At 43.0% G+C, this 18,292-nt stretch carries 17 protein-coding genes and 1 tRNA gene; 13 read left to right on the top strand and 5 right to left on the bottom strand.

What is annotated here, in order from left to right:
• The first annotated feature begins 12 nt into the window (after positions 1-12).
• Positions 13-1,797: a chloride channel protein gene (locus ABD960_RS10280; protein ID WP_345331064.1), complete on the top strand. Its 1,785-nt coding sequence runs from the start codon at positions 13-15 to the stop codon at positions 1,795-1,797.
• A gap of 37 nt (positions 1,798-1,834) precedes the next feature.
• Here ABD960_RS10280 and ABD960_RS10275 read toward each other — a convergent pair whose 3' ends face one another.
• Positions 1,835-4,012: a glutamine synthetase III family protein gene (locus ABD960_RS10275; RefSeq protein WP_345331063.1), complete on the bottom strand. Its 2,178-nt coding sequence runs from the start codon at positions 4,010-4,012 to the stop codon at positions 1,835-1,837.
• A gap of 464 nt (positions 4,013-4,476) precedes the next feature.
• Between ABD960_RS10275 and ABD960_RS10270 the strand changes: the two genes are divergently transcribed.
• The 8 genes from ABD960_RS10270 (at position 4,477) to ABD960_RS10235 (ending at position 11,913) form a co-directional block, all read left to right on the top strand.
• Positions 4,477-5,535 carry a porin gene (locus ABD960_RS10270; RefSeq protein WP_345331062.1) on the top strand — a complete coding sequence of 353 codons (1,059 nt, stop codon included), beginning with the start codon at positions 4,477-4,479 and terminating at the stop codon, positions 5,533-5,535.
• Positions 5,536-5,614: 79 nt separating this feature from the next.
• The gene (locus tag ABD960_RS10265; protein WP_345331061.1) at positions 5,615-6,217 is read left to right on the top strand and encodes a DUF4468 domain-containing protein; all 603 of its coding nucleotides are present in this window, start codon (positions 5,615-5,617) and stop codon (positions 6,215-6,217) included.
• Positions 6,218-6,415: 198 nt separating this feature from the next.
• The gene (locus ABD960_RS10260) at positions 6,416-7,270 is read left to right on the top strand and encodes an energy transducer TonB (protein WP_345331060.1); all 855 of its coding nucleotides are present in this window, start codon (positions 6,416-6,418) and stop codon (positions 7,268-7,270) included.
• A gap of 155 nt (positions 7,271-7,425) precedes the next feature.
• Entirely contained in the window at positions 7,426-9,648 is a 2,223-nt protein-coding gene (gene purL, locus ABD960_RS10255) for a phosphoribosylformylglycinamidine synthase subunit PurL (protein ID WP_345331059.1), read from the top strand.
• A gap of 101 nt (positions 9,649-9,749) precedes the next feature.
• Positions 9,750-10,139 (top strand): SMU1112c/YaeR family gloxylase I-like metalloprotein, encoded by a 390-nt coding sequence (gene gloA2, locus ABD960_RS10250; RefSeq protein WP_345331058.1) that lies wholly within the window; start codon positions 9,750-9,752, stop codon positions 10,137-10,139.
• Entirely contained in the window at positions 10,140-10,853 is a 714-nt protein-coding gene (locus tag ABD960_RS10245; protein WP_345331057.1) for a tRNA1(Val) (adenine(37)-N6)-methyltransferase, read from the top strand.
• Positions 10,854-11,121: 268 nt separating this feature from the next.
• A complete protein-coding gene (locus tag ABD960_RS10240; RefSeq protein ID WP_345331056.1) occupies positions 11,122-11,616 on the top strand; it encodes a metallophosphoesterase family protein in 495 nt (164 codons plus the stop codon).
• A gap of 66 nt (positions 11,617-11,682) precedes the next feature.
• Positions 11,683-11,913, top strand: coding sequence for a hypothetical protein (locus ABD960_RS10235; RefSeq protein ID WP_345331055.1), 231 nt, complete (start codon positions 11,683-11,685; stop codon positions 11,911-11,913).
• On the opposite strand, the gene rnhA is transcribed toward ABD960_RS10235, so the two are convergent.
• Positions 11,908-12,381, bottom strand: a complete 474-nt coding sequence (gene rnhA, locus ABD960_RS10230) for a ribonuclease HI (RefSeq protein WP_345331054.1) — start codon at positions 12,379-12,381, stop codon at positions 11,908-11,910. The two genes, ABD960_RS10235 and rnhA, sit on opposite strands and share 6 nt — an antisense overlap.
• A gap of 82 nt (positions 12,382-12,463) precedes the next feature.
• On the opposite strand from rnhA, the gene ABD960_RS10225 reads away from it, so the two are divergent.
• The 3 genes from ABD960_RS10225 to ABD960_RS10215 all read left to right on the top strand — a co-directional run bounded on the left by ABD960_RS10225 (position 12,464) and on the right by ABD960_RS10215 (position 14,092).
• A tRNA-His gene (locus ABD960_RS10225) sits at positions 12,464-12,537 on the top strand.
• Between the two features lie 138 nt (positions 12,538-12,675).
• Positions 12,676-13,515, top strand: coding sequence for a chromate resistance protein ChrB domain-containing protein (locus tag ABD960_RS10220; protein ID WP_345331053.1), 840 nt, complete (start codon positions 12,676-12,678; stop codon positions 13,513-13,515).
• 64 nt (positions 13,516-13,579) lie between these two features.
• A complete protein-coding gene (locus tag ABD960_RS10215) occupies positions 13,580-14,092 on the top strand; it encodes a hypothetical protein (RefSeq protein WP_345331052.1) in 513 nt (170 codons plus the stop codon).
• Positions 14,093-14,166: 74 nt separating this feature from the next.
• Here ABD960_RS10215 and ABD960_RS10210 read toward each other — a convergent pair whose 3' ends face one another.
• The 3 genes from ABD960_RS10210 to msrA form a co-directional block, all read right to left on the bottom strand.
• The gene (locus ABD960_RS10210; protein WP_345331051.1) at positions 14,167-15,774 is read right to left on the bottom strand and encodes a Na+/H+ antiporter; all 1,608 of its coding nucleotides are present in this window, start codon (positions 15,772-15,774) and stop codon (positions 14,167-14,169) included.
• Positions 15,775-15,935: 161 nt separating this feature from the next.
• On the bottom strand, positions 15,936-16,757 hold the full coding sequence (locus tag ABD960_RS10205; RefSeq protein WP_345331050.1) for an alpha/beta fold hydrolase: 822 nt from the start codon (positions 16,755-16,757) through the stop codon (positions 15,936-15,938).
• Positions 16,758-17,064: 307 nt separating this feature from the next.
• Entirely contained in the window at positions 17,065-17,553 is a 489-nt protein-coding gene (gene msrA, locus ABD960_RS10200) for a peptide-methionine (S)-S-oxide reductase MsrA (protein WP_345331049.1), read from the bottom strand.
• Between the two features lie 204 nt (positions 17,554-17,757).
• Between msrA and msrB the strand changes: the two genes are divergently transcribed.
• Positions 17,758-18,270 (top strand): peptide-methionine (R)-S-oxide reductase MsrB, encoded by a 513-nt coding sequence (msrB, locus tag ABD960_RS10195; protein WP_345331048.1) that lies wholly within the window; start codon positions 17,758-17,760, stop codon positions 18,268-18,270.
• The last annotated feature ends 22 nt before the right edge of the window (positions 18,271-18,292 follow it).

Here is an 18,292-nt window from a genome sequence, read left to right as displayed (position 1 = left end):
CCAAAATTTGCTATGTATATACTTAAAACGCTTACCTATAAACTTAACCGATTACGATCAACCCTCAACAGTCAACGCAATTTCCTGATATACTGTAGTGTATTTGTAGGCCTTATGGGCGGTTTGGCAGCGGTGGTGCTTAAGTTTATGGTGCATTTTATGGAAGAGCTAAGCCGGAACATTTCCGCGCATTTACCTTACCATTTTATTTACGTGTTTTTACCGGCCCTGGGTATATTGGCTACGGTAGCTTATTTACACCTTATTAACAGAGATAAAATACAAAAGGGCATCGGCAATATTTTGGTTAACATTAAACGTAATCGGTCGAACATATTATTCAATAATGTTTATTCGCATTTAATAAGCAGTTCGTTAACGGTTGGTTTTGGCGGTTCATCCGGACTTGAAGCGCCAATCGTATGTACGGGCGCCGCCATCGGCTCAAACACTGGCAGATTTTTCAAACTATCCGCTTACGAAAAAACCGTGTTGCTTGCAGCGGGCACTTCTGCGGGTATCGCAGCTGTGTTTAACAGCCCGATAGCGGGGGTGCTGTTTTCGCTTGAATTATTAATAGGAGAGATTACCATACCTACTTTTATACCTTTGCTCATTGCTTCGGCAACCGGGGTGGTGGTGTCAAAAACTTTGTACTCGGGCCAATTATTTCACCTGGTTACCGAAGGTTGGGTGATGCAGGCATTGCCATTTTATATATTGTTAGGAGTATTATGCGGTTTGGTGTCAGTATATATCTCGACAGTTGCAGGCAAACTTGAAAAAGGATTGTTCGTTAATCAAAACCGTTATGTACGGGCCGTGGCCGGCGGGCTATTGCTCGGTGTTTTGATCCTGATTTTTCCACCGCTGTTCGGCGAGGGTTACCATGATCTGCAACAGGCCTTAAACGGAAACATCGAGGCTATTAAAGATGAATCGCTACTGAGCCAATACCTTAATCATCCGCTGGCTTTGTTAGGGTTTATTGCACTGCTGGTATTTATGAAGATAATCGCCGCCGGTATAACCATCGGCTCGGGCGGTAATGGGGGTACATTTGCGCCAACCATGTTTACCGGAGCGTTCTTAGGTTTGTTTATCGCTTACGGCTGTAACCTTACCGGTTTGATACATCTTAATACCAGTAACTTTATCGCTGTCGGAATGGCGGGCGCGCTAAGCGGCGTTTTGCATGCGCCGCTAACAGCTATATTTTTGATTGCCGAAATAACGGGTGGCTATGTGTTATTTATTCCGCTGATGATCGTGTCGGCCATATCGTACATTATATCCCGCCATTTTAATCCGCATAATATGTACTGGCACGATCTGGTTCACGAGCGCAATATTCACCCCGACCATGATTATGACATGCTATCCTCTATCACTATTGATAGCGTAATTAACCGCAATTTTACAGCGGTTAGCAAAGAGTTATCCATACGCGATTTTTATAAAGTGATATCACTAAGTCCGGCTAATATTTTCCCGGTACTTGGCGCTGATAAGCGCATTGATGGGGTGGTTTTGGTTGACGAAATTCGCCGGCAGTTGTTTACCGATGATTTTGCCGACCATACTGTAGCCGAAATTATGATAACGCCACCTGCGATAATAAAATATCACGAGCCGGTTGATGCCGTGATGAAGCAGTTTGACCGGTTGGATGTTTGGCAACTACCTGTTGAGCAGGATGGGCGCTTTATCGGCTTTGTTTCAAAATCGGCCTTGTTGGCTCAATACCGCGAAGCCTTTATCGCGCAGCATAAGCAGGCCGACTTGTTTGCACACTAATAAAAAGGGGCATCGTTTCGATGCCCCTTTGCTTTTTCTATTTAAAGAATAATAATTCCCTGAACTTTGGTAGAGGCCAAAGCGAGTCGTCAACCAGTTGCTCCAGTTTGTCAACATGGTAACGTATAGGCTGAAAGTAGGAGCGTACCTTTTCATCGTAATCAATGGCTTTCTGGCGCACATCCTCAACATTGTTATTGATGTTTTTACGCGCCTGAACCATTTCTTCAACATTGTCTTTTACAAAGTTGATGTGCTCCGATAATCTGGTAATGATATCCAGTTGCGCCTTGTAGGTGCTTTTATCCAGGCCGATATCTTTGAGTCCCTTTACGTTTTCAACCAGTTTACTTTGGTAAGCGATGGCCGCCGGAATAATTACGTTGTTGGCCAATTCGCCCATAACCCGCGCTTCTATCTGTACTTTTTTATAATAGCTTTCAAGCAATATTTCGTGGCGGGCATGTGCTTCGCGTGGCGTAAACACGCCGGTGTTGGCAAAAAGCTCGGCGGTTTTTTCAGTTATCATTACATCAAGCGCCTTTGGCGTGGTTTTGATGTTCGACAAGCCGCGTGCTTCGGCTTCCTTCTCCCAATCCTCGCTGTAACCATTGCCTTCAAACCGTATGCTGCGTGATTCTTTCAAATAACGCTTAATCGTCATCATAAGGGCTACATCCTTTTTCTCGCCCTTCTTCAGGAGCTTATCAACGTCGGTCTTGAATTTTTTAAGCTGATCCGCAACAATCAGGTTCAGCACGGTCATGGGGCTGGCCGAGTTGGCCGATGAGCCCACCGCGCGCAACTCAAATTTATTACCGGTAAAGGCAAAAGGAGAGGTGCGGTTACGGTCGGTATTGTCGGCTAATATTTGCGGTATTTTAGGAATACCTTGCCAAAGCGTGTTTTCCTCTTTTATTTTTTTGCTCAGGCGAGATGTTTCGATCTCATCGAGCACCTCGGTAAGCTGGCTGCCTAAAAAAATGGAGATAATAGCGGGTGGCGCTTCATTGGCACCCAAACGATGATCGTTATTTACTGATGCGATTGAAGCACGCAACAGGTCGGCATGCTCATAAACAGCTTTAATAGTGTTTACAAAAAAGGTAAGGAACATCAGGTTGTTTTTAGGCGTTTTGCCCGGCGACAACAGGTTTTTACCTGTATTGGTAATCATGCTCCAGTTATTGTGCTTACCCGAGCCGTTGATGCCGGCATAAGGTTTTTCGTGCAGCAGTACTTTAAAGTTATGGCGTTTAGCTACGCGATCCATCAAATCCATCAATAGTTGGTTATGGTCAATAGCCAGGTTGATCTCCTCATATATAGGGGCGCACTCAAACTGCGATGGCGCTACTTCGTTATGGCGGGTCTTTAAAGGTATACCTAATAACAAAGCCTCAGTTTCCATATCCTGCATAAAAGCAAGCACACGCTCGGGTATCGAACCGAAATAATGATCTTCTAACTGCTGGTTTTTGGCTGATATATGGCCAAACAGCGTACGGCCGGTTACATATAAATCCGGCCGTGCATTAAACAGGGCGATGTCAACCAAAAAGTACTCCTGCTCGATGCCTAAGGATGCGTTTACCTTCTCGATGCTTTTATCAAAGTAGTGGCAAACATCAACGGCTGCTTTATCCAGCGCGGTTAACGCTTTTAATAACGGTACTTTATAATCCAGCGCTTCGCCAGTGTATGATACAAACACAGTAGGTATACATAAGGTGCGCCCCATCAGGAACGCCGGTGATGACGGATCCCAGGCTGTGTATCCGCGTGCTTCAAAAGTATTACGTATGCCACCGCTTGGAAAGCTTGATGCATCCGGCTCTTGTTGTGCCAGCGCATCGCCTGAAAAGCGTTCAATGGCGCCACCGTCAGCCGTGGGCTCGAAAAATGAATCGTGTTTTTCGGCAGTGCTGCCGGTTAATGGCTGAAACCAATGTGTGTAGTGTGTAGCACTTTTGCTTATAGCCCAGGCACGCATAGCTGAAGCTACCTGCTCGGCCATGTCGCGTTGTATAGGCTCGCCATGCTCTATTGAATTGATAACGCTTGCATACGCATCATCAGATAAATATTCCTTCATTTTCTTTTTATCGAAAACATTGGCTCCGTAAAAATCAGAAATTTTTGTTGAAGGCGCTTTTATCTCCGGCACGGTACGGTTTAGCACCGATTGCAGCGCTTGAAAACGGGTATTCGACATATTGGATCAATTTTTTTAGGTCGTTCAAAAATAGAACAAAGTATTTATCTATCCAACACGACAGATTTTCGATAATTCAAGTTTCTTTTTGCAGATAATTTCTCTTTTTGATTTAAATTTTTCGTTTGAGTATTCAATAAGTTATTAAAAATTTTAAAAACCGTTAATAAACGATGTGTAAAATTCATATTTGCTCAAAAAACGAGTGTGTATTTTATAATTTTTCCAATAAAATACATTAATAATTTTGTTTTGTGATTTTGCATATATATTTTAGTCAAAAATAACTTAATATTCACAGCTAAATCTATTTTAAATGTATAAATGCACTTATTGTTAAATATTATATAGGTTAAATGTGAATTCAAATCAAATTAAATACGCATATGCTTAAAAATTCATCTTAAATAATTGATATCAACTAAAAATTACTAACTAACCCCTTAACTATCCAAATCATTATCATGAAAAAAAGATTTTTACTATTTTCTTTTCTCGCTTTTGGCGTTTCTTCAATTGTAAAAGCGCAGGATTCGACGCAAACAGATCCGCCTTTAACAATTACCGGCTCAGTAGATACTTATTATAAGTACGATTTTGCTGACCGCAGCAACCTGCCAACCAGTTTCGCGTCTGACCACAATTCTATGTCGATAGGTATGGTTGATATCGCCCTAAAGAAAAAAGTGAGTAAAGCGTCATTTGTCGGCGAAATTTCTTTCGGTCCGCGTGGTCAGTCTCAGTCCATACCAAACGCCGCAGGTGTTTATGATGAAACTACCAACAGTTACAACATTCAAAACTTGTACGTATCGTATGATGTAACGGATAAACTTGCCTTAACCGCCGGTTATATGGCAACGTTTGTAGGCTATGAAGTGATCAGCCCTGTAGGTAATTTTAATTATTCAACTTCGTACCTGTTCACTAACGGTCCGTTCCAGAACGCGGGCTTTAAGGCTTCGTACGCTATCTCGAGCAAAGTGGGCTTAATGGCCGGTATTTTTAATGATTACTGGAACGTTTATAAGTCAGCATCAAAACTGAATACCTTCGGCGCGCAGTTGTCGTTAACTCCGGTTGAAGGCTGGTCGGCTTATGTGAATTTACTTACCGGTCCGTCATCAGGTACCGAAATTGATTTTACAACAGCTTACCAAATAACCCCGGCATTTAAATTAGGCTTGAATGCAGCTACATTCTCTGCCGGTAATGATTATGAGGACGGCGGTTTTACCGGCGTTGCATTATACCCGCAATACGCGGTATCAAGCGCGGTAACACTGGGTTTGCGCGGCGAATATTTTAAAACCAAAGCAGGCGATTACGCTACCTTCGGTCCGGCGCCGGGCGAATCGGTAACTGCTATAACAGCAACGGCTAACATCAAAGCAGGTCCGTTAAGCTTGATCCCCGAGGTGCGTTTTGATAATATGAGTAGTGATGCCGTATTTGTTAAAAAGAATGGTTCGCCATCAAAAAATGCCGGTCAGTTTGTATTGGCGGCGGTATACGCATTCTAACAGAATATGATTTAGTTTAAGTTGATTTTTGTAAAGGCCGCTACCTGTTAATCAGGTGCGGCTTTTTTATATTTACAGGATGAAGAGATTGATATTAATATTGCTGGTGGCCTTATCGGGTAATGATCTGTATGCCCAGGCTTCGCAAAAGGATTCGCTGGGTTTTGATGAGAATAACAAATATATATACTACCAAGTAGTTGCACAGCCCGGCCTTAATGCGGATTCCATTTACCGGCGGGCCTTGTATTTTTTGCAGGCGGCTTATTCAAAAGATAAATTAAAACTGAAAAAACAGGAACCTGCAAACGGCGTATTGAAAGGGGAAGGTGGGTTTATGGTATCAAAAAAGGCGTTGGTATCAAAGCATGATGACGGCAGGATCACCTATGATTTAAATATCGAAGTAAAGGATGGCAAGTACCGTTACTGGCTTACTAATTTTGTGATTATCCCGTATGAGCGAGACCGTTATGCCAACTTTGTTCCGGTAAACGGAAAGAAGACGCCGCTTGAACACGCGCTGCGTTTATTAGGGCAAAAGGATCTGGATGATTACCTGGAAAAGGTGCTGGTCAACAGTCGTTTTGTTGGAGATCGTTTAAAGAATTTTATTCTGTCGCCTGCGCCATCTGTCAAAAAAGAGCGTAAAATAGCGCCTGTAATTAAAAAGGATTGGTGAAAATCAGAATTATATTTTGTTAAAGCCGGAGCTATCCGGCTTTTTTTATGTAAAAAATTCAACCATTTAACGGAATTTTACTTTTGTTACAAAAATTTGGCGGAGAGATTAAAAATATTGTAAAAATTTTGTTTTGTATATTTAAACAAAATTTTATTCTGTAGAATAGCGTTATAATTAAAACTAAATTCTAATTGTATGCTTATCACCAAACTAAATTTGTACACCACCGAGTGGCTCGATGTTGTATTTGAGAACCGCAATAAAAGTTACGGTGCTTACCAACTGCGTAAAAGCAATGGTGCAAATATGCTGAAATCTTTGCTGATTACATTCTCCGCAGTAGGATTGGGCATAATTATTTATTCGTTTACGCATAAAGTTGCCATTGTTGAACCGCCGTTGATTTCGCCTAATGAGCGAGAAATACCTGTAGAGATTAAAAATCTCCTCCCTCCAAAAGAAGAAGAAAAGGTATTTGAAGCAACCCCTAAAACAGAATTGCCAAAAGCGGTGGCCAAGGCTGCAAAAGTAAAAACTAAAGCTATACCAAACAGAGTTGTGAGGGATGAGTTGGTAAAAACAGATCCTCCAAAAACAAGCGACGAAGGCGCCATCGGCCCGACAAATCAGGATGGTCCTGCAACCGAGATTAACATACCGGCGGGTACAACAACAGGCACTCCTGGCGGGTCGGGTACAGGTGGGGGTGATGCTACAGGTGATGAGGTGCATACTTCAATAGGTTTATCATCACTTCCTGAACCTTATGACGGCATGGAAGGCTGGAACAAATATTTAAGCCGCAACCTGCGTTACCCTGTCATCGCGGCGGAGAATGGTTTGTCAGGTAAAGTTTTTATCAGCTTTATTATTGAAAAGGACGGTACCCTTACCGATATAAAAGTAGAACGAGGCGCCGGCAACGGTTTTGATGAGGAAGCCCTGCGTGTACTTAAAAAGGCCAAAGCCTGGAAACCCGGTACACAAAACGGCAGGCCGGTTAGGGTGCGGTATACCATACCCATTAGCTTTACCATTACCAACAACTAATATTACCTAAACCTGTAAATATGCCGGTGCCATACTGCTGTGTGGCCCGGCTGCTTTTTTTAGTACCTTACAGTGTAACTAAACTGCAAACTTATTTACCTGCTTTCGCCTGATTTTCCTAATTTTGCCACATCCTTTAAAATAAATATAAAGCATTGGAGAATCAGGAGCTAACTACCGTTGATACCGCCAAAGACCTTGGCCTGTTACCCGAAGAGTTTGATCGTATAAAAGAGATACTTGGCCGCGTGCCTAACTTTACCGAATTGTCCATCTTCTCGGTAATGTGGAGCGAGCACTGCTCATACAAAAACTCTATTACATGGTTAAAAACCTTACCAAAGGATGGGCCACGCATGTTGGCCAAAGCCGGTGAAGAAAATGCCGGTCTGGTTGACCTTGGTGATGGAATTGGTTGCGCTTTCAAAATAGAATCACACAACCACCCATCGGCGCTTGAGCCTTACCAGGGCGCGGCAACAGGTGTAGGCGGTATTAACCGCGATATTTTTACCATGGGTGCAAGGCCTATCGCACAGCTTAACTCCCTGCGTTTTGGCGACATCAACCTGGATAAAACCAAATGGTTAATTAAGGGGGTGGTTAAAGGCATCAGCCATTATGGTAATGCCTTTGGTATTCCAACCGTAGGCGGCGAGCTTTTCTTTGACGAATGCTATAACATTAATCCCCTGGTAAACGCCATGTCGGCCGGTATAGTTAAGGCCGGCGAAACCGTTTCGGCTACATCTTATGGCGTAGGCAATCCGGTTTACATAGTTGGCTCGGCCACTGGTAAAGATGGTATACACGGTGCGGCTTTCGCATCAAAAGATATTACGGAAGATTCAGTGAACGATCTGCCGGCCGTACAGGTAGGCGATCCGTTTCAGGAAAAACTGTTGCTTGAAGCTACGCTCGAAGTTATTAAGACCGGTGCTGTAGTGGGTATGCAGGATATGGGTGCCGCGGGTATCATCTGCTCAAACTCCGAAATGTCGGCCAAGGGCGAGCATGGTATGCGAATAAACCTTGACGCGGTGCCAACCCGTCAGGAAAACATGAAACCTTTTGAGATATTGCTTTCAGAATCGCAGGAGCGTATGCTGATTGTGGTGCACAAAGGCCGCGAAAAAGAAGTTGAAGCCGTTTTTGATAAGTGGGATTTAAACTGCGCCATTATTGGTGAGGTTACCGATACCAAACGCCTGGAGTATTTTATGAATGGCGAACTGGTGGCTGACGTACCTGCTGATGACCTGGTGTTGGGTGGCGGCGCGCCGGTTTACCAGCGCGAATACCGTGAGCCTGCTTACTATGCCGAAAACCAAAAATTCAAGATAGAAGATATTGCCGAGCCGGAAGATCTGGTTGCTGTAGCCGAGCATTTGCTGGGTCATCCTAACATCGCGTCCAAGCGTTGGGTAACTGATCAGTACGACTCCATGGTAGGCGTATCAACCATGACCACCAACCGCCCGAGCGATGCGGCCGTTGTTGCCGTACGCGATACCGAAAAAGCGATTGTTTTAACGGTTGACTGCAACTCACGCTACGTATATGCTGATCCGCAAAAAGGCTGTGCTATTGCCGTTGCCGAGGCCGCGCGTAATATTACCTGCGCCGGTGGCGAGCCGGTTGCTATTACCAATTGTTTGAACTTTGGCAACCCTTATATTCCTGAAGTATACTGGCAGTTTGTAAGCGCTATTAAAGGTATGGGCGAAGCTTGTACTAAGTTTGAAACCCCGGTTACAGGCGGTAACGTGAGCTTTTACAACCAATCATCTGATGAAGGCCCGGTATTCCCGACCCCAACCATCGGTATGCTGGGCGTAATGGATAACATTGACAACATCATGACGCTTGACTTTAAACAGCCGGGCGATTTTATATACCTTATTGGCGAATCAGTTAATGATATCGCTTCATCACAATACCTGGCCTCATGGCATAAGGTATCGGCTTCTCCGGCTCCGCATTTTAATCTGGATCAGGAGTATGCTACACACCAGGTGATCAAAGAGCTGATCAAGCACAAGCTGGTACAATCTGCCCATGACGTTGCTGATGGCGGTTTATACGTAACGCTTGCCGAAGCGGCCATGCCAAACGGTTTAGGTTTTGATATCAGTACCGATGCCGCAATCCGTAAGGATGCCTTCCTGTTCGGCGAAGCACAGGGCAGGATAGTAGTAAGCGTTGCACCGGCAGATCAGGACAAATTTGTTGAACTGATGGCCACCAGCGAAACCGAATTCACACTGCTGGGCACAGTAACTAATGGTTTCTTTAATGTAGATGAACAATTGTTTGGCCACGTAACGGATGTGAAGCTGTTGTTTGACAACGTACTTCACGTTGCTTTAGGCGAATAATTATTTGCTATTAAATCGTCATTGCGAGGTACGAAGCAATCTCTTTAATAATACAATTCGGAGATTGCTTCGTACCTCGCAATGACGTAAAATTTCCAACTATGCTAAAACTCAACCGTGTACATCATATAGCCATAATCTGTACCGACTATCAACGGTCGAAGCAGTTTTATACGGATGTGCTTGGTTTAACCATAGTGCGCGAGGTTTACCGTGCCGAAAGGCAGTCATATAAGCTTGATATGGAAGTTTCAGGACTATACCAGATCGAGCTTTTCTCTTTTCCTGAGCCACCGGCAAGACCGTCACGCCCTGAGGCTGCTGGTTTGCGTCACCTGGCTTTTGAGGTAGATGATGTTGAAGCGGCAATCAACCATGTAAACGCACATGGTGTAACTGCCGAACCCATCCGGGTAGACGAATTTACCGGCAAGCGCTTCACCTTTCTTGCTGACCCTGACGGGTTGCCCATCGAATTTTACGAGAAGTAAATGGCGGGCATTTTTCGCTTCAAACAGTTCAATGTCGATCAGTCGGGCTGCACCATGAAGATCAATACCGACGGGGTGCTGTTAGGCGCGCTGGCAGGTGAGGGGCAACCATCAACTATATTAGATATCGGCACCGGTACAGGTGTAATTGCCCTGATGCTGGCACAACGCTTTACATCGGCACAGATAGACGCGGTGGAAATAGATAGCAACGCCGCCGAAACCGCTCAGCTAAATTTTGAAGCTTCGCCATTTAAGGATAGGCTCACGGCTTATCATCAGGATTTTAATACATTCTTTACCCTGCATCCCGAAAAGCGTTATGATCTCATCATATCAAACCCGCCTTTTTATATTGATTCACTTTTATCACCACAAAAAGAAAAGAATATAGCTAAACATGCTGGTAGGGATTTTTTTAATGGATTGATGGAGATAATGTTCAAGCAACTTACAGTTGGGGGGCAATGCTGGTTGGTATTGCCTGTAAATACCGCTTCATGGGTAAAAAATATTGCGATTGGGTTTGGGCTTTATTTGCAGAAGATAGTTAAAATTAAATCGTTTGAAGATTTGGAGCCACATCGAGAAATTGTTGTTTTCGGAATGGAAGTGGGAGATGTGCTAACATCATCATTTATTATTTACAGTTCAATTGGTAAATATTCAACTGCTTATAACCAACTTTTGCAGCCATTTTTTATAACATTGTAATTATGCGCATATTGTCTTTTGTATTGTTATTAGTTACAGTTTTGCTTTGTGCTGGACATGTTATGAACGTTATTCAATGTCAGAATGTATTAGTTAGCCCTTTAATACCACAACAGTTAATTGATTCAAGTATAAAAATGCAATATGTTAGAATTATTTTTTACTTATTTGGGTTAATAGGAGCAATATTTTTGCACGTTAAAAGTAAATTCACTTTAAATGTATTTTTATTAAGTGGCGTGTTGATAACCGGTCAATTTCTACCTATATGGTTAAAATAGGCCTGATATCAGACACGCATAGCTATTTGGATGATGCCGTTTTTAAGCATTTCGAGCAATGCGACGAGATATGGCATGCCGGCGATATCGGTAACATAGGCTTAGCCGATCAGCTTGCAGCATTTAGGCCTTTGAAAGCCGTTTACGGCAATATTGATGGTGTCGATGTACGCATTGTATACCCTGAAAACTTGCGCTTTAAATGTGAGGATGTTGATGTCTGGATAACGCATATCGGCGGCTACCCCGGTAAATATAGTCCACAAGTGCGAAGTGAAATATATGCCAATCCGCCTCAGTTGTTCATTTGCGGCCACTCGCACATATTGAAAGTAATGTTTGATGAACGTATAAAATGTCTGCACCTCAACCCCGGCGCGGCCGGCAAACAAGGCTGGCACAAAGTACGCACGCTGATACGCTTTAATATTGATGGCGCGAAAATTCAGGATTTGCAGATAATTGAGTTAAACGGCAGGTAGTAGATGCACAGAGCTTTGTTTACAATATATTTAGTTTGCCTATCAGTTTTTTATGTACGGTTATTTTTGTCGTACTTGATAGCTAATGCCGCATTAGCAACCGGTGATGCCGAAAACCCTGACGGAATTTTAAAAGTGCTGACTTTTGCTTGCATAGTATCTGCATCCCTTATCCTGGTAGAAGTTTTATTCTACCGTAAACAAAAGCGTGAGGTAGCCTGGGTGATAAATGGAATAGGAGTAATTATGAGTTTAGTGCTGTCTCTGAGTACCTACTTTAGGGATAGGGATTTATAATAAATTCACCCTCGCATTCTCAGCCTCAAATACAGTATCAATTTTAAGGTTAGGTTGTTTAGATGCTGCAACAGCTAATTGATCGCAACGCTCATTCTCCGGGTGGCCGGCGTGGCCTTTAACCCATATCAGTTTAATTTTATGCGGTTTACTTACTTCGAGGTATCGCAGCCAAAGGTCTTTGTTCTTTTTATCCTTAAACCCTTTTTGCAGCCAGCCGTACACCCAGCGCTTCTCAATAGCATCGATCACATATTTCGAGTCGGAGTAGAGGATTACTTCCTGGTTTGGATTCTTAAGCGCTTCGAGGCCTTTGATAACGGCAAGCAACTCCATGCGGTTATTGGTTGTTTTACGGAAACCCTCTGAAAGTTCCTTATAGTGCTGGCCAGCACGTAGTATAGCTCCGTATCCGCCCGGTCCAGGGTTGCCGCTCGATGCGCCATCCGTAAACAATTCAATAACCATGCGGCAAATGTATCAGTAAAAATTAAAAAATCTTTGTAATTAATGCGGAGATTTCTATTTTTGCACACCAAACAAAAACACGGTAGGTATAGCTCAGTTGGTTAGAGCACCAGATTGTGGTTCTGGGGGTCGTCGGTTCGAACCCGATTACTTACCCTTACGCCTTTCAAGATTTCTTGAAGGGCGTTTTTGTTTTACAAAGGTCCTAATCGTCAATTAGACCGGCGTGTCGATTTTCTTTTGAACGCATTAGTCGTACCTTAATTGATTATTTTACGAATAAGCTGATTTAAGATGAAATGGATTACACGTGAACGACCAAAAATTGATCGGATTGCCTGTCCTTGGCTAATATTGCGTTTTATAGATCAAGATGCCGAAATTATTTATGCACCTTATGCAGAAGTGCTGGAGAAGGCCGCAGAACTTAATGCGATACCGTTTGACCTGCCTAATGTTGAATACTCCCATTATGATGACAACTGTACTTTTGATTACTTTATTAAAAAACATAAACTTGAAGATGACGCCTTAAGCCGAATAGCTGCTATCGTTCGTGGTGCGGATACGGACCGCCATGACTTTGCGCCACAAGCAGCCGGACTTGAAGCGATATTTTCAGGTCTCTCTCATAAAATATTGGATGATCAAGAACTCCTAAGCTTGGGCTTAACTATCTATGATGGGCTTTACATATGGGCAAAAAAGTTATACAATCTGAAACATACGCAAGCAGGCCCGGTAGAGCAACTGCTGCTACAGGTTTATCAACAATATCTTAAGACAGATAAAGATAAGAAACCGCCAGCCTGGGCAAAAGCTTTAAAAGGTATGATTCAGGATCAGTTAGATACTAACATGGCACTAAGTTTACAGCAGGCGTCTGACGAATTGGAGCTAAACCCAACTTATCTATCCAGGGAGTTCTCTAAATATTTTGACAACATGTCCTTCGGCGAATATATGCGTAAGCTAAGAATCAATAAAGCTATTGAACTGATGAAGGATAAAAATTACGCGTTGACCGAAATTGCTTATCTTACCGGATTCTCAGACCAAAGCCACTTTAATCGAACGTTCAAAAAGCAGGTGGGTTGTAATCCGCTAAACCATAGAAAAAATATGCTTAAGTAAAAAAGGTACAAATTTGTAAAGCAGGTTCTATTTTGCGTAGGCAATTGACGCTAAAATTGCCTGTATGAAAGCATTTAAAATATTAATAGCAATGTTGACCTCAATTTCTTCAACAACATTCGCTCAAAACAATATACAGTTACAAAATTATCCAAGGATTGCTGGTTATGTGGGCCTTCTTCATCCTATAGTTACATTTAGCAGTGCAGGCACTGACACAAACTTTGGCGATCATTATGTCGTAGGCATGCCCACTGGCATCAATATCTGGAAGAGTGCAAAAATTGGCTTTTCCGCAGAATTTGTCCCGACCATCCGTGCCGAGAACGGTACGAGTAAAATGGCCAACTTTATGTTTCACCCCGGAGTATTGGTTGCACTTGGTAAAGGCTGGACTTTTGCAGGGAGGGCAGCCTTTGAAACATCCGGTAGATATGGCTTGACACCGGTGCTTAACAAAACGGTAATTAAAGGTAAATCAAGCAGTATGTTCGCAGCGTTGCCTTTGCCGTTACGCTTTGGGAACGACCGGCCAACAACCTTTACTATTGGTTTTCAAGTTGGTTTAGCATTTTAACAATAGGTAGCCTACAAATAAACATTAAGCATTTCGTATAACATTAAACAATATCAATGCTGCTGTTATTGGAGCTATTGCAATGTAATAATACGAACCTCGGCAATATCTACCTGTAGTTCTTCTTTCCTGATGGCTTCGTCTGAATACAGCTTTCTTTTGCGCAGATGGTAAAGTTCGCGGCGTTGTGCTTTATAAATGTCTTTAATTACCCGTCGGTAAATAACCAGTTCGCGCTGCCCGTTTTCGGCACATTCCATGCAAACCAGTTTTTCCTGGGTATGCTTAAGGTTATTTTGGTATTCGGCTTGCACAGCCATCAATAAACTGTTGCCTTCTAATTCCTCTTTATGTTTATCCTGTAACCGGTTTAGTGCTATTTCAGTTAACCTGATCCGTATTTCAGCTTCCTGCTGCTCAAGCGGCGCAGCAATGTCCATCTCTTCTATTTTTAACGCCTTTATAATTAATGGAAGGGTTAAGCCCTGAAAGACAAGCGTTACCAATATTACTACAAAGGTGATGAAAATGATCAGGTTTCGCTCCGGCAATGGCTGACCGTTTTCCATAGTAAGTGGAAGCGATAATGCTGCCGCTAACGAAACTACGCCGCGCATACCTGCCCAGCCAATTACAAAAGGCCCTTTCCAACCCGGGTTTGGCTCATTCTCTCGTATGCTTTTAAATAACCAACGGGGGATGAATGTAGCTGGGTAAATCCACGCCATGCGGATAATAATGACCAGGGCGCTGACCAATAAGCCATACGTACAAGCTTGCATTAATGAGTACCCCTCTAAACCTGCAACAATACCGGGCAAACCAAGGCCGATCATGATAAAAACCAATCCGTTGAGGATTATGGAGATGGTTGACCATACATTGATGGTTTGCAGCCGGCTTTGGCCATCCTGAAAAATTTCGTGTGAGCGGTACGATAAAAACAGTCCGCCGCTTACTACAGCCATTACACCCGAATAATGAAAATGCTCTGCCACGAGGTACATTACGTAAGGGGCTATCAGCGTAAAAGCCGAATCGATACTGGCGGTGGTTGGCAGAAACCTATGGATCAGGTAAGCAACATGCGCAACCGCTAACCCGATGATAATACCCATCACCGTCATGTTAACAAAACTTACGGAGGCATCACTAAAAGAAAAAGCCCCGGCCATGATAGTAGCCAGCGCGAAACGGAATACCGTTAAGCTTGATGCATCATTAACCAGGCTTTCGCCCTCTAAAATGGTAATGATACGTTTAGGTACCCTGATGGTTTTTAAAACCGAGGTAGCGGCAATAGCATCAGGAGGCGATATGATACCGCCGAGCAGGAAACCGGTAGCCAATGAGAAACCGGGTATTATTGCCGATACCGTATAAGCCACCACGGTAGACGTCAGAAAAACCAAACCAAAGGCAAGCAATGATATTGGGCGTTTCCATTTCCAAAACTCATTCCACGATGTCCACCAGGCGGCTTCGTAAAGCAGTGGGGGTAAAAATATCAGGAATATCAGCTCAGGCTCAATATTGATTTCGGGCATACCCGGTATATTGCTTACAATAAGCCCGGCTAATACCAAAAAAATAGGATAGGCAATCTTTAAACGCCGGGCCAGTAAAATAAGCAGAAACGTAGCCGATAATAAAAGCAGGTATTGTAGTAAAGAGTTATGCATTGAACAATTGTAATAGCTTTAGATAGATTAATACGCCAGAAAGATTATTCAAAAATACGCTTAAAAGTTTATTTATCTGTTGCAACAGCTTTAAGTAAATAGCCTTCAAACAATAAAGGGCGACTTTACAGTCACCCTTTCTATAAGATCAATATTTAATATCATTCCTCTATAAACGCCAAAATATCGGCATTGATTGTAGGGGCCTCGGTAGTAGGCATACCATGCGGAAAGCCAGGGTATGATATCAATTTACCGTTCTTTAACAACGTTACGGCAATTTTACCCGTAGTTTCAAACGGTACAATCTGGTCGTCTTCGCCATGCAATACCAAAACAGGCACTTCGGTATTTTTCAGGTCATTGGTAAAATCCGTTTCAGAGAACGCCGCGATGCAATCATAGTGGGCTTTGATGCCGCCCATCATGCCCTGGCGCCACCAGTTGTCCTTAATGCCTTGCGAAACTTTTGCGCCTTCGCGGTTATAACCGAAGAATGGCGTGGTAAAATCCTGGAAATATTGTGTACGGTTGGTTGCAGTGTTCTTGCGTATCTCATCAAAAACTTCAGGCGGCACGCCGTTCGGGTTGTTTTCATTTTTAACCATTATAGGAGTTACCGCGCTGATAAGCACGGCCTTGGCAACACGGCCATTACCACCATATTTGGCCACATACCTGATTACCTCGCCGCCGCCTGTTGAGTGACCGATGTGGATGGCATTTTGAATATTAAGCGCATCCATCAATTGCTTAACATCTTCAACATAGGTATCCATGTTATTGCCTTCGGAGGTTTGGGTTGATCGGCCATGCCCGCGGCGGTCATGCGCGATAACGCGATATCCCTTTTGTACAAAGAACATCATTTGCAGGTCCCAGTCGTCGCTTGAAAGCGGCCAGCCATGGTGAAACACGATAGGTTGACCTGTGCCCCAATCCTTGTAGTAAATTTCAACTCCGTCAGTTGTGGTGATTTTCATAATAAATTGTGAGATTAAGTGTGAAATAGATTTGTATATTAAAAAAGACCAATAAATCCTCGATTATAAGCGTTCAGAAATCGATTGTTTTACGGTATTTACCGATTAAAGTTTGCGCTATAACAAGTTAATATGTCCGGTGAAACTAATACAGAACAATAGTATTGCTAAATATTATCCAAATGGTTATAGTTGTGTTAAGTTAAATAAAACCTTTTAATAATTAAAGCCTGTATACATTAATGCGATAACAGTAAAAACGGAAAGCCGTTATAGGCTTTCCGTTTTTTTACGTGTTAGTTTGTTATTACAATGTCCAATCAGGCCGCTCAAAGTGGCAGGTGTAACCAAACGGATGCTTTTGCAGGTAATCCTGATGCTCCTCTTCGGCATCCCAAAAATCACCGGCAGGTACAACTTCGGTCACAATTTTACCTGGCCATTTGCCTGATGCTTCCATCTCATTAATCTGCTTTAAAGCAGTTTCTTTCTGTTGTTCATCCAGGTAAAAAATAGCTGAACGGTATGAGGTGCCGATATCATTACCCTGGCGGTTTCGCGTAGTAGGGTCATGTATCTGGAAAAAATATTCCAGCAATTTACGGTATGATATTATTTCCGGATCAAAGGTAATGGCGATGCCCTCGGCATGCGTACCGTGGTTACGATAGGTGGCGTTCGGTACGTCTCCGCCGGTGTATCCAACCATCGTGCTTTTAACGCCGGGTAATTGCCTTATCAGTTCTTCAACACCCCAAAAGCAGCCTCCGGCTAAAATAGCTTTTTCAATGCTCATATATTTTTTGATTAGTTCCAGGTGTAATTCAACAGTCGTGCCACACCCTTTATGGCAGTAATTAACGCCATCTTGGCGGGTACTGTTAAAATATTGTCATTCAAACATCAAATGCATATTTGACGGCATCCGTTTACTAAAGTATATCGTTTATACAATTATAACGCGTTTAACATACGCTTTTAATTAATACAAAACTGATTTATGAGACTAACCATCATTTTATTTCTACTTACCCTGGGCATGGGTGCATTCGCCCAAAATATAAAAAGTGAAAAGGGGCATGAAAACAACCCGTATTACTCCAACACCGATACTAAAAAGTTAAAGGTAAGTAACGCCCAATGGAAAAAGATTTTGCCGACAGAGCTATACAAGGTAGCGCGCGAAGCGGCTACTGAACGCGCGTTCACCGGCAAATACTGGAATGCCACAGCTAAAGGAACATATTATTGCGCGGTGTGCGGCAACAAGCTTTTCCGGTCAGACGCTAAATTTGCCAGCGAATGCGGTTGGCCGAGTTTTTTTGAACCGGTTAGGAAGAACAGTGTGACCTACGTTGAGGATAACTCGATAGGTATGGAGCGTATTGAAGTTAAATGCGCACGTTGCGATTCGCACTTAGGGCATATTTTTGATGATGGCCCGCCGCCAACACACAAACGCTATTGCATGAACTCCGTTTCGTTAGATTTTCAGCCCGATAGCGCTTTATAACATTTTTGTTAGCTTAAGTCAA

This window comes from Mucilaginibacter defluvii, from assembly GCF_039543225.1.
In the GTDB taxonomy this organism is placed as follows: domain Bacteria; phylum Bacteroidota; class Bacteroidia; order Sphingobacteriales; family Sphingobacteriaceae; genus Mucilaginibacter; species Mucilaginibacter defluvii.
This window is presented reverse-complemented; position numbering and strand designations above follow the sequence as displayed.

Bases quoted from the DNA above. Each gene is read 5' to 3' on its own strand.
- ABD960_RS10280 (WP_345331064.1), top strand. From the start codon at position 13: ATGTATATACTTAAAACGCTTACCTATAAACTTAACCGATTACGATCA.
- ABD960_RS10275 (WP_345331063.1), bottom strand. From the start codon at position 4,012: ATGTCGAATACCCGTTTTCAAGCGCTGCAATCGGTGCTAAACCGTACC.
- ABD960_RS10270 (WP_345331062.1), top strand. From the start codon at position 4,477: ATGAAAAAAAGATTTTTACTATTTTCTTTTCTCGCTTTTGGCGTTTCT.
- ABD960_RS10265 (WP_345331061.1), top strand. From the start codon at position 5,615: ATGAAGAGATTGATATTAATATTGCTGGTGGCCTTATCGGGTAATGAT.
- ABD960_RS10260 (WP_345331060.1), top strand. From the start codon at position 6,416: ATGCTTATCACCAAACTAAATTTGTACACCACCGAGTGGCTCGATGTT.
- gloA2 (WP_345331058.1), top strand. From the start codon at position 9,750: ATGCTAAAACTCAACCGTGTACATCATATAGCCATAATCTGTACCGAC.
- ABD960_RS10245 (WP_345331057.1), top strand. From the start codon at position 10,140: ATGGCGGGCATTTTTCGCTTCAAACAGTTCAATGTCGATCAGTCGGGC.
- ABD960_RS10240 (WP_345331056.1), top strand. From the start codon at position 11,122: ATGGTTAAAATAGGCCTGATATCAGACACGCATAGCTATTTGGATGAT.
- rnhA (WP_345331054.1), bottom strand. From the start codon at position 12,381: ATGGTTATTGAATTGTTTACGGATGGCGCATCGAGCGGCAACCCTGGA.
- ABD960_RS10220 (WP_345331053.1), top strand. From the start codon at position 12,676: ATGAAATGGATTACACGTGAACGACCAAAAATTGATCGGATTGCCTGT.
- ABD960_RS10215 (WP_345331052.1), top strand. From the start codon at position 13,580: ATGAAAGCATTTAAAATATTAATAGCAATGTTGACCTCAATTTCTTCA.
- ABD960_RS10210 (WP_345331051.1), bottom strand. From the start codon at position 15,774: ATGCATAACTCTTTACTACAATACCTGCTTTTATTATCGGCTACGTTT.
- ABD960_RS10205 (WP_345331050.1), bottom strand. From the start codon at position 16,757: ATGAAAATCACCACAACTGACGGAGTTGAAATTTACTACAAGGATTGG.
- msrA (WP_345331049.1), bottom strand. From the start codon at position 17,553: ATGAGCATTGAAAAAGCTATTTTAGCCGGAGGCTGCTTTTGGGGTGTT.
- msrB (WP_345331048.1), top strand. From the start codon at position 17,758: ATGAGACTAACCATCATTTTATTTCTACTTACCCTGGGCATGGGTGCA.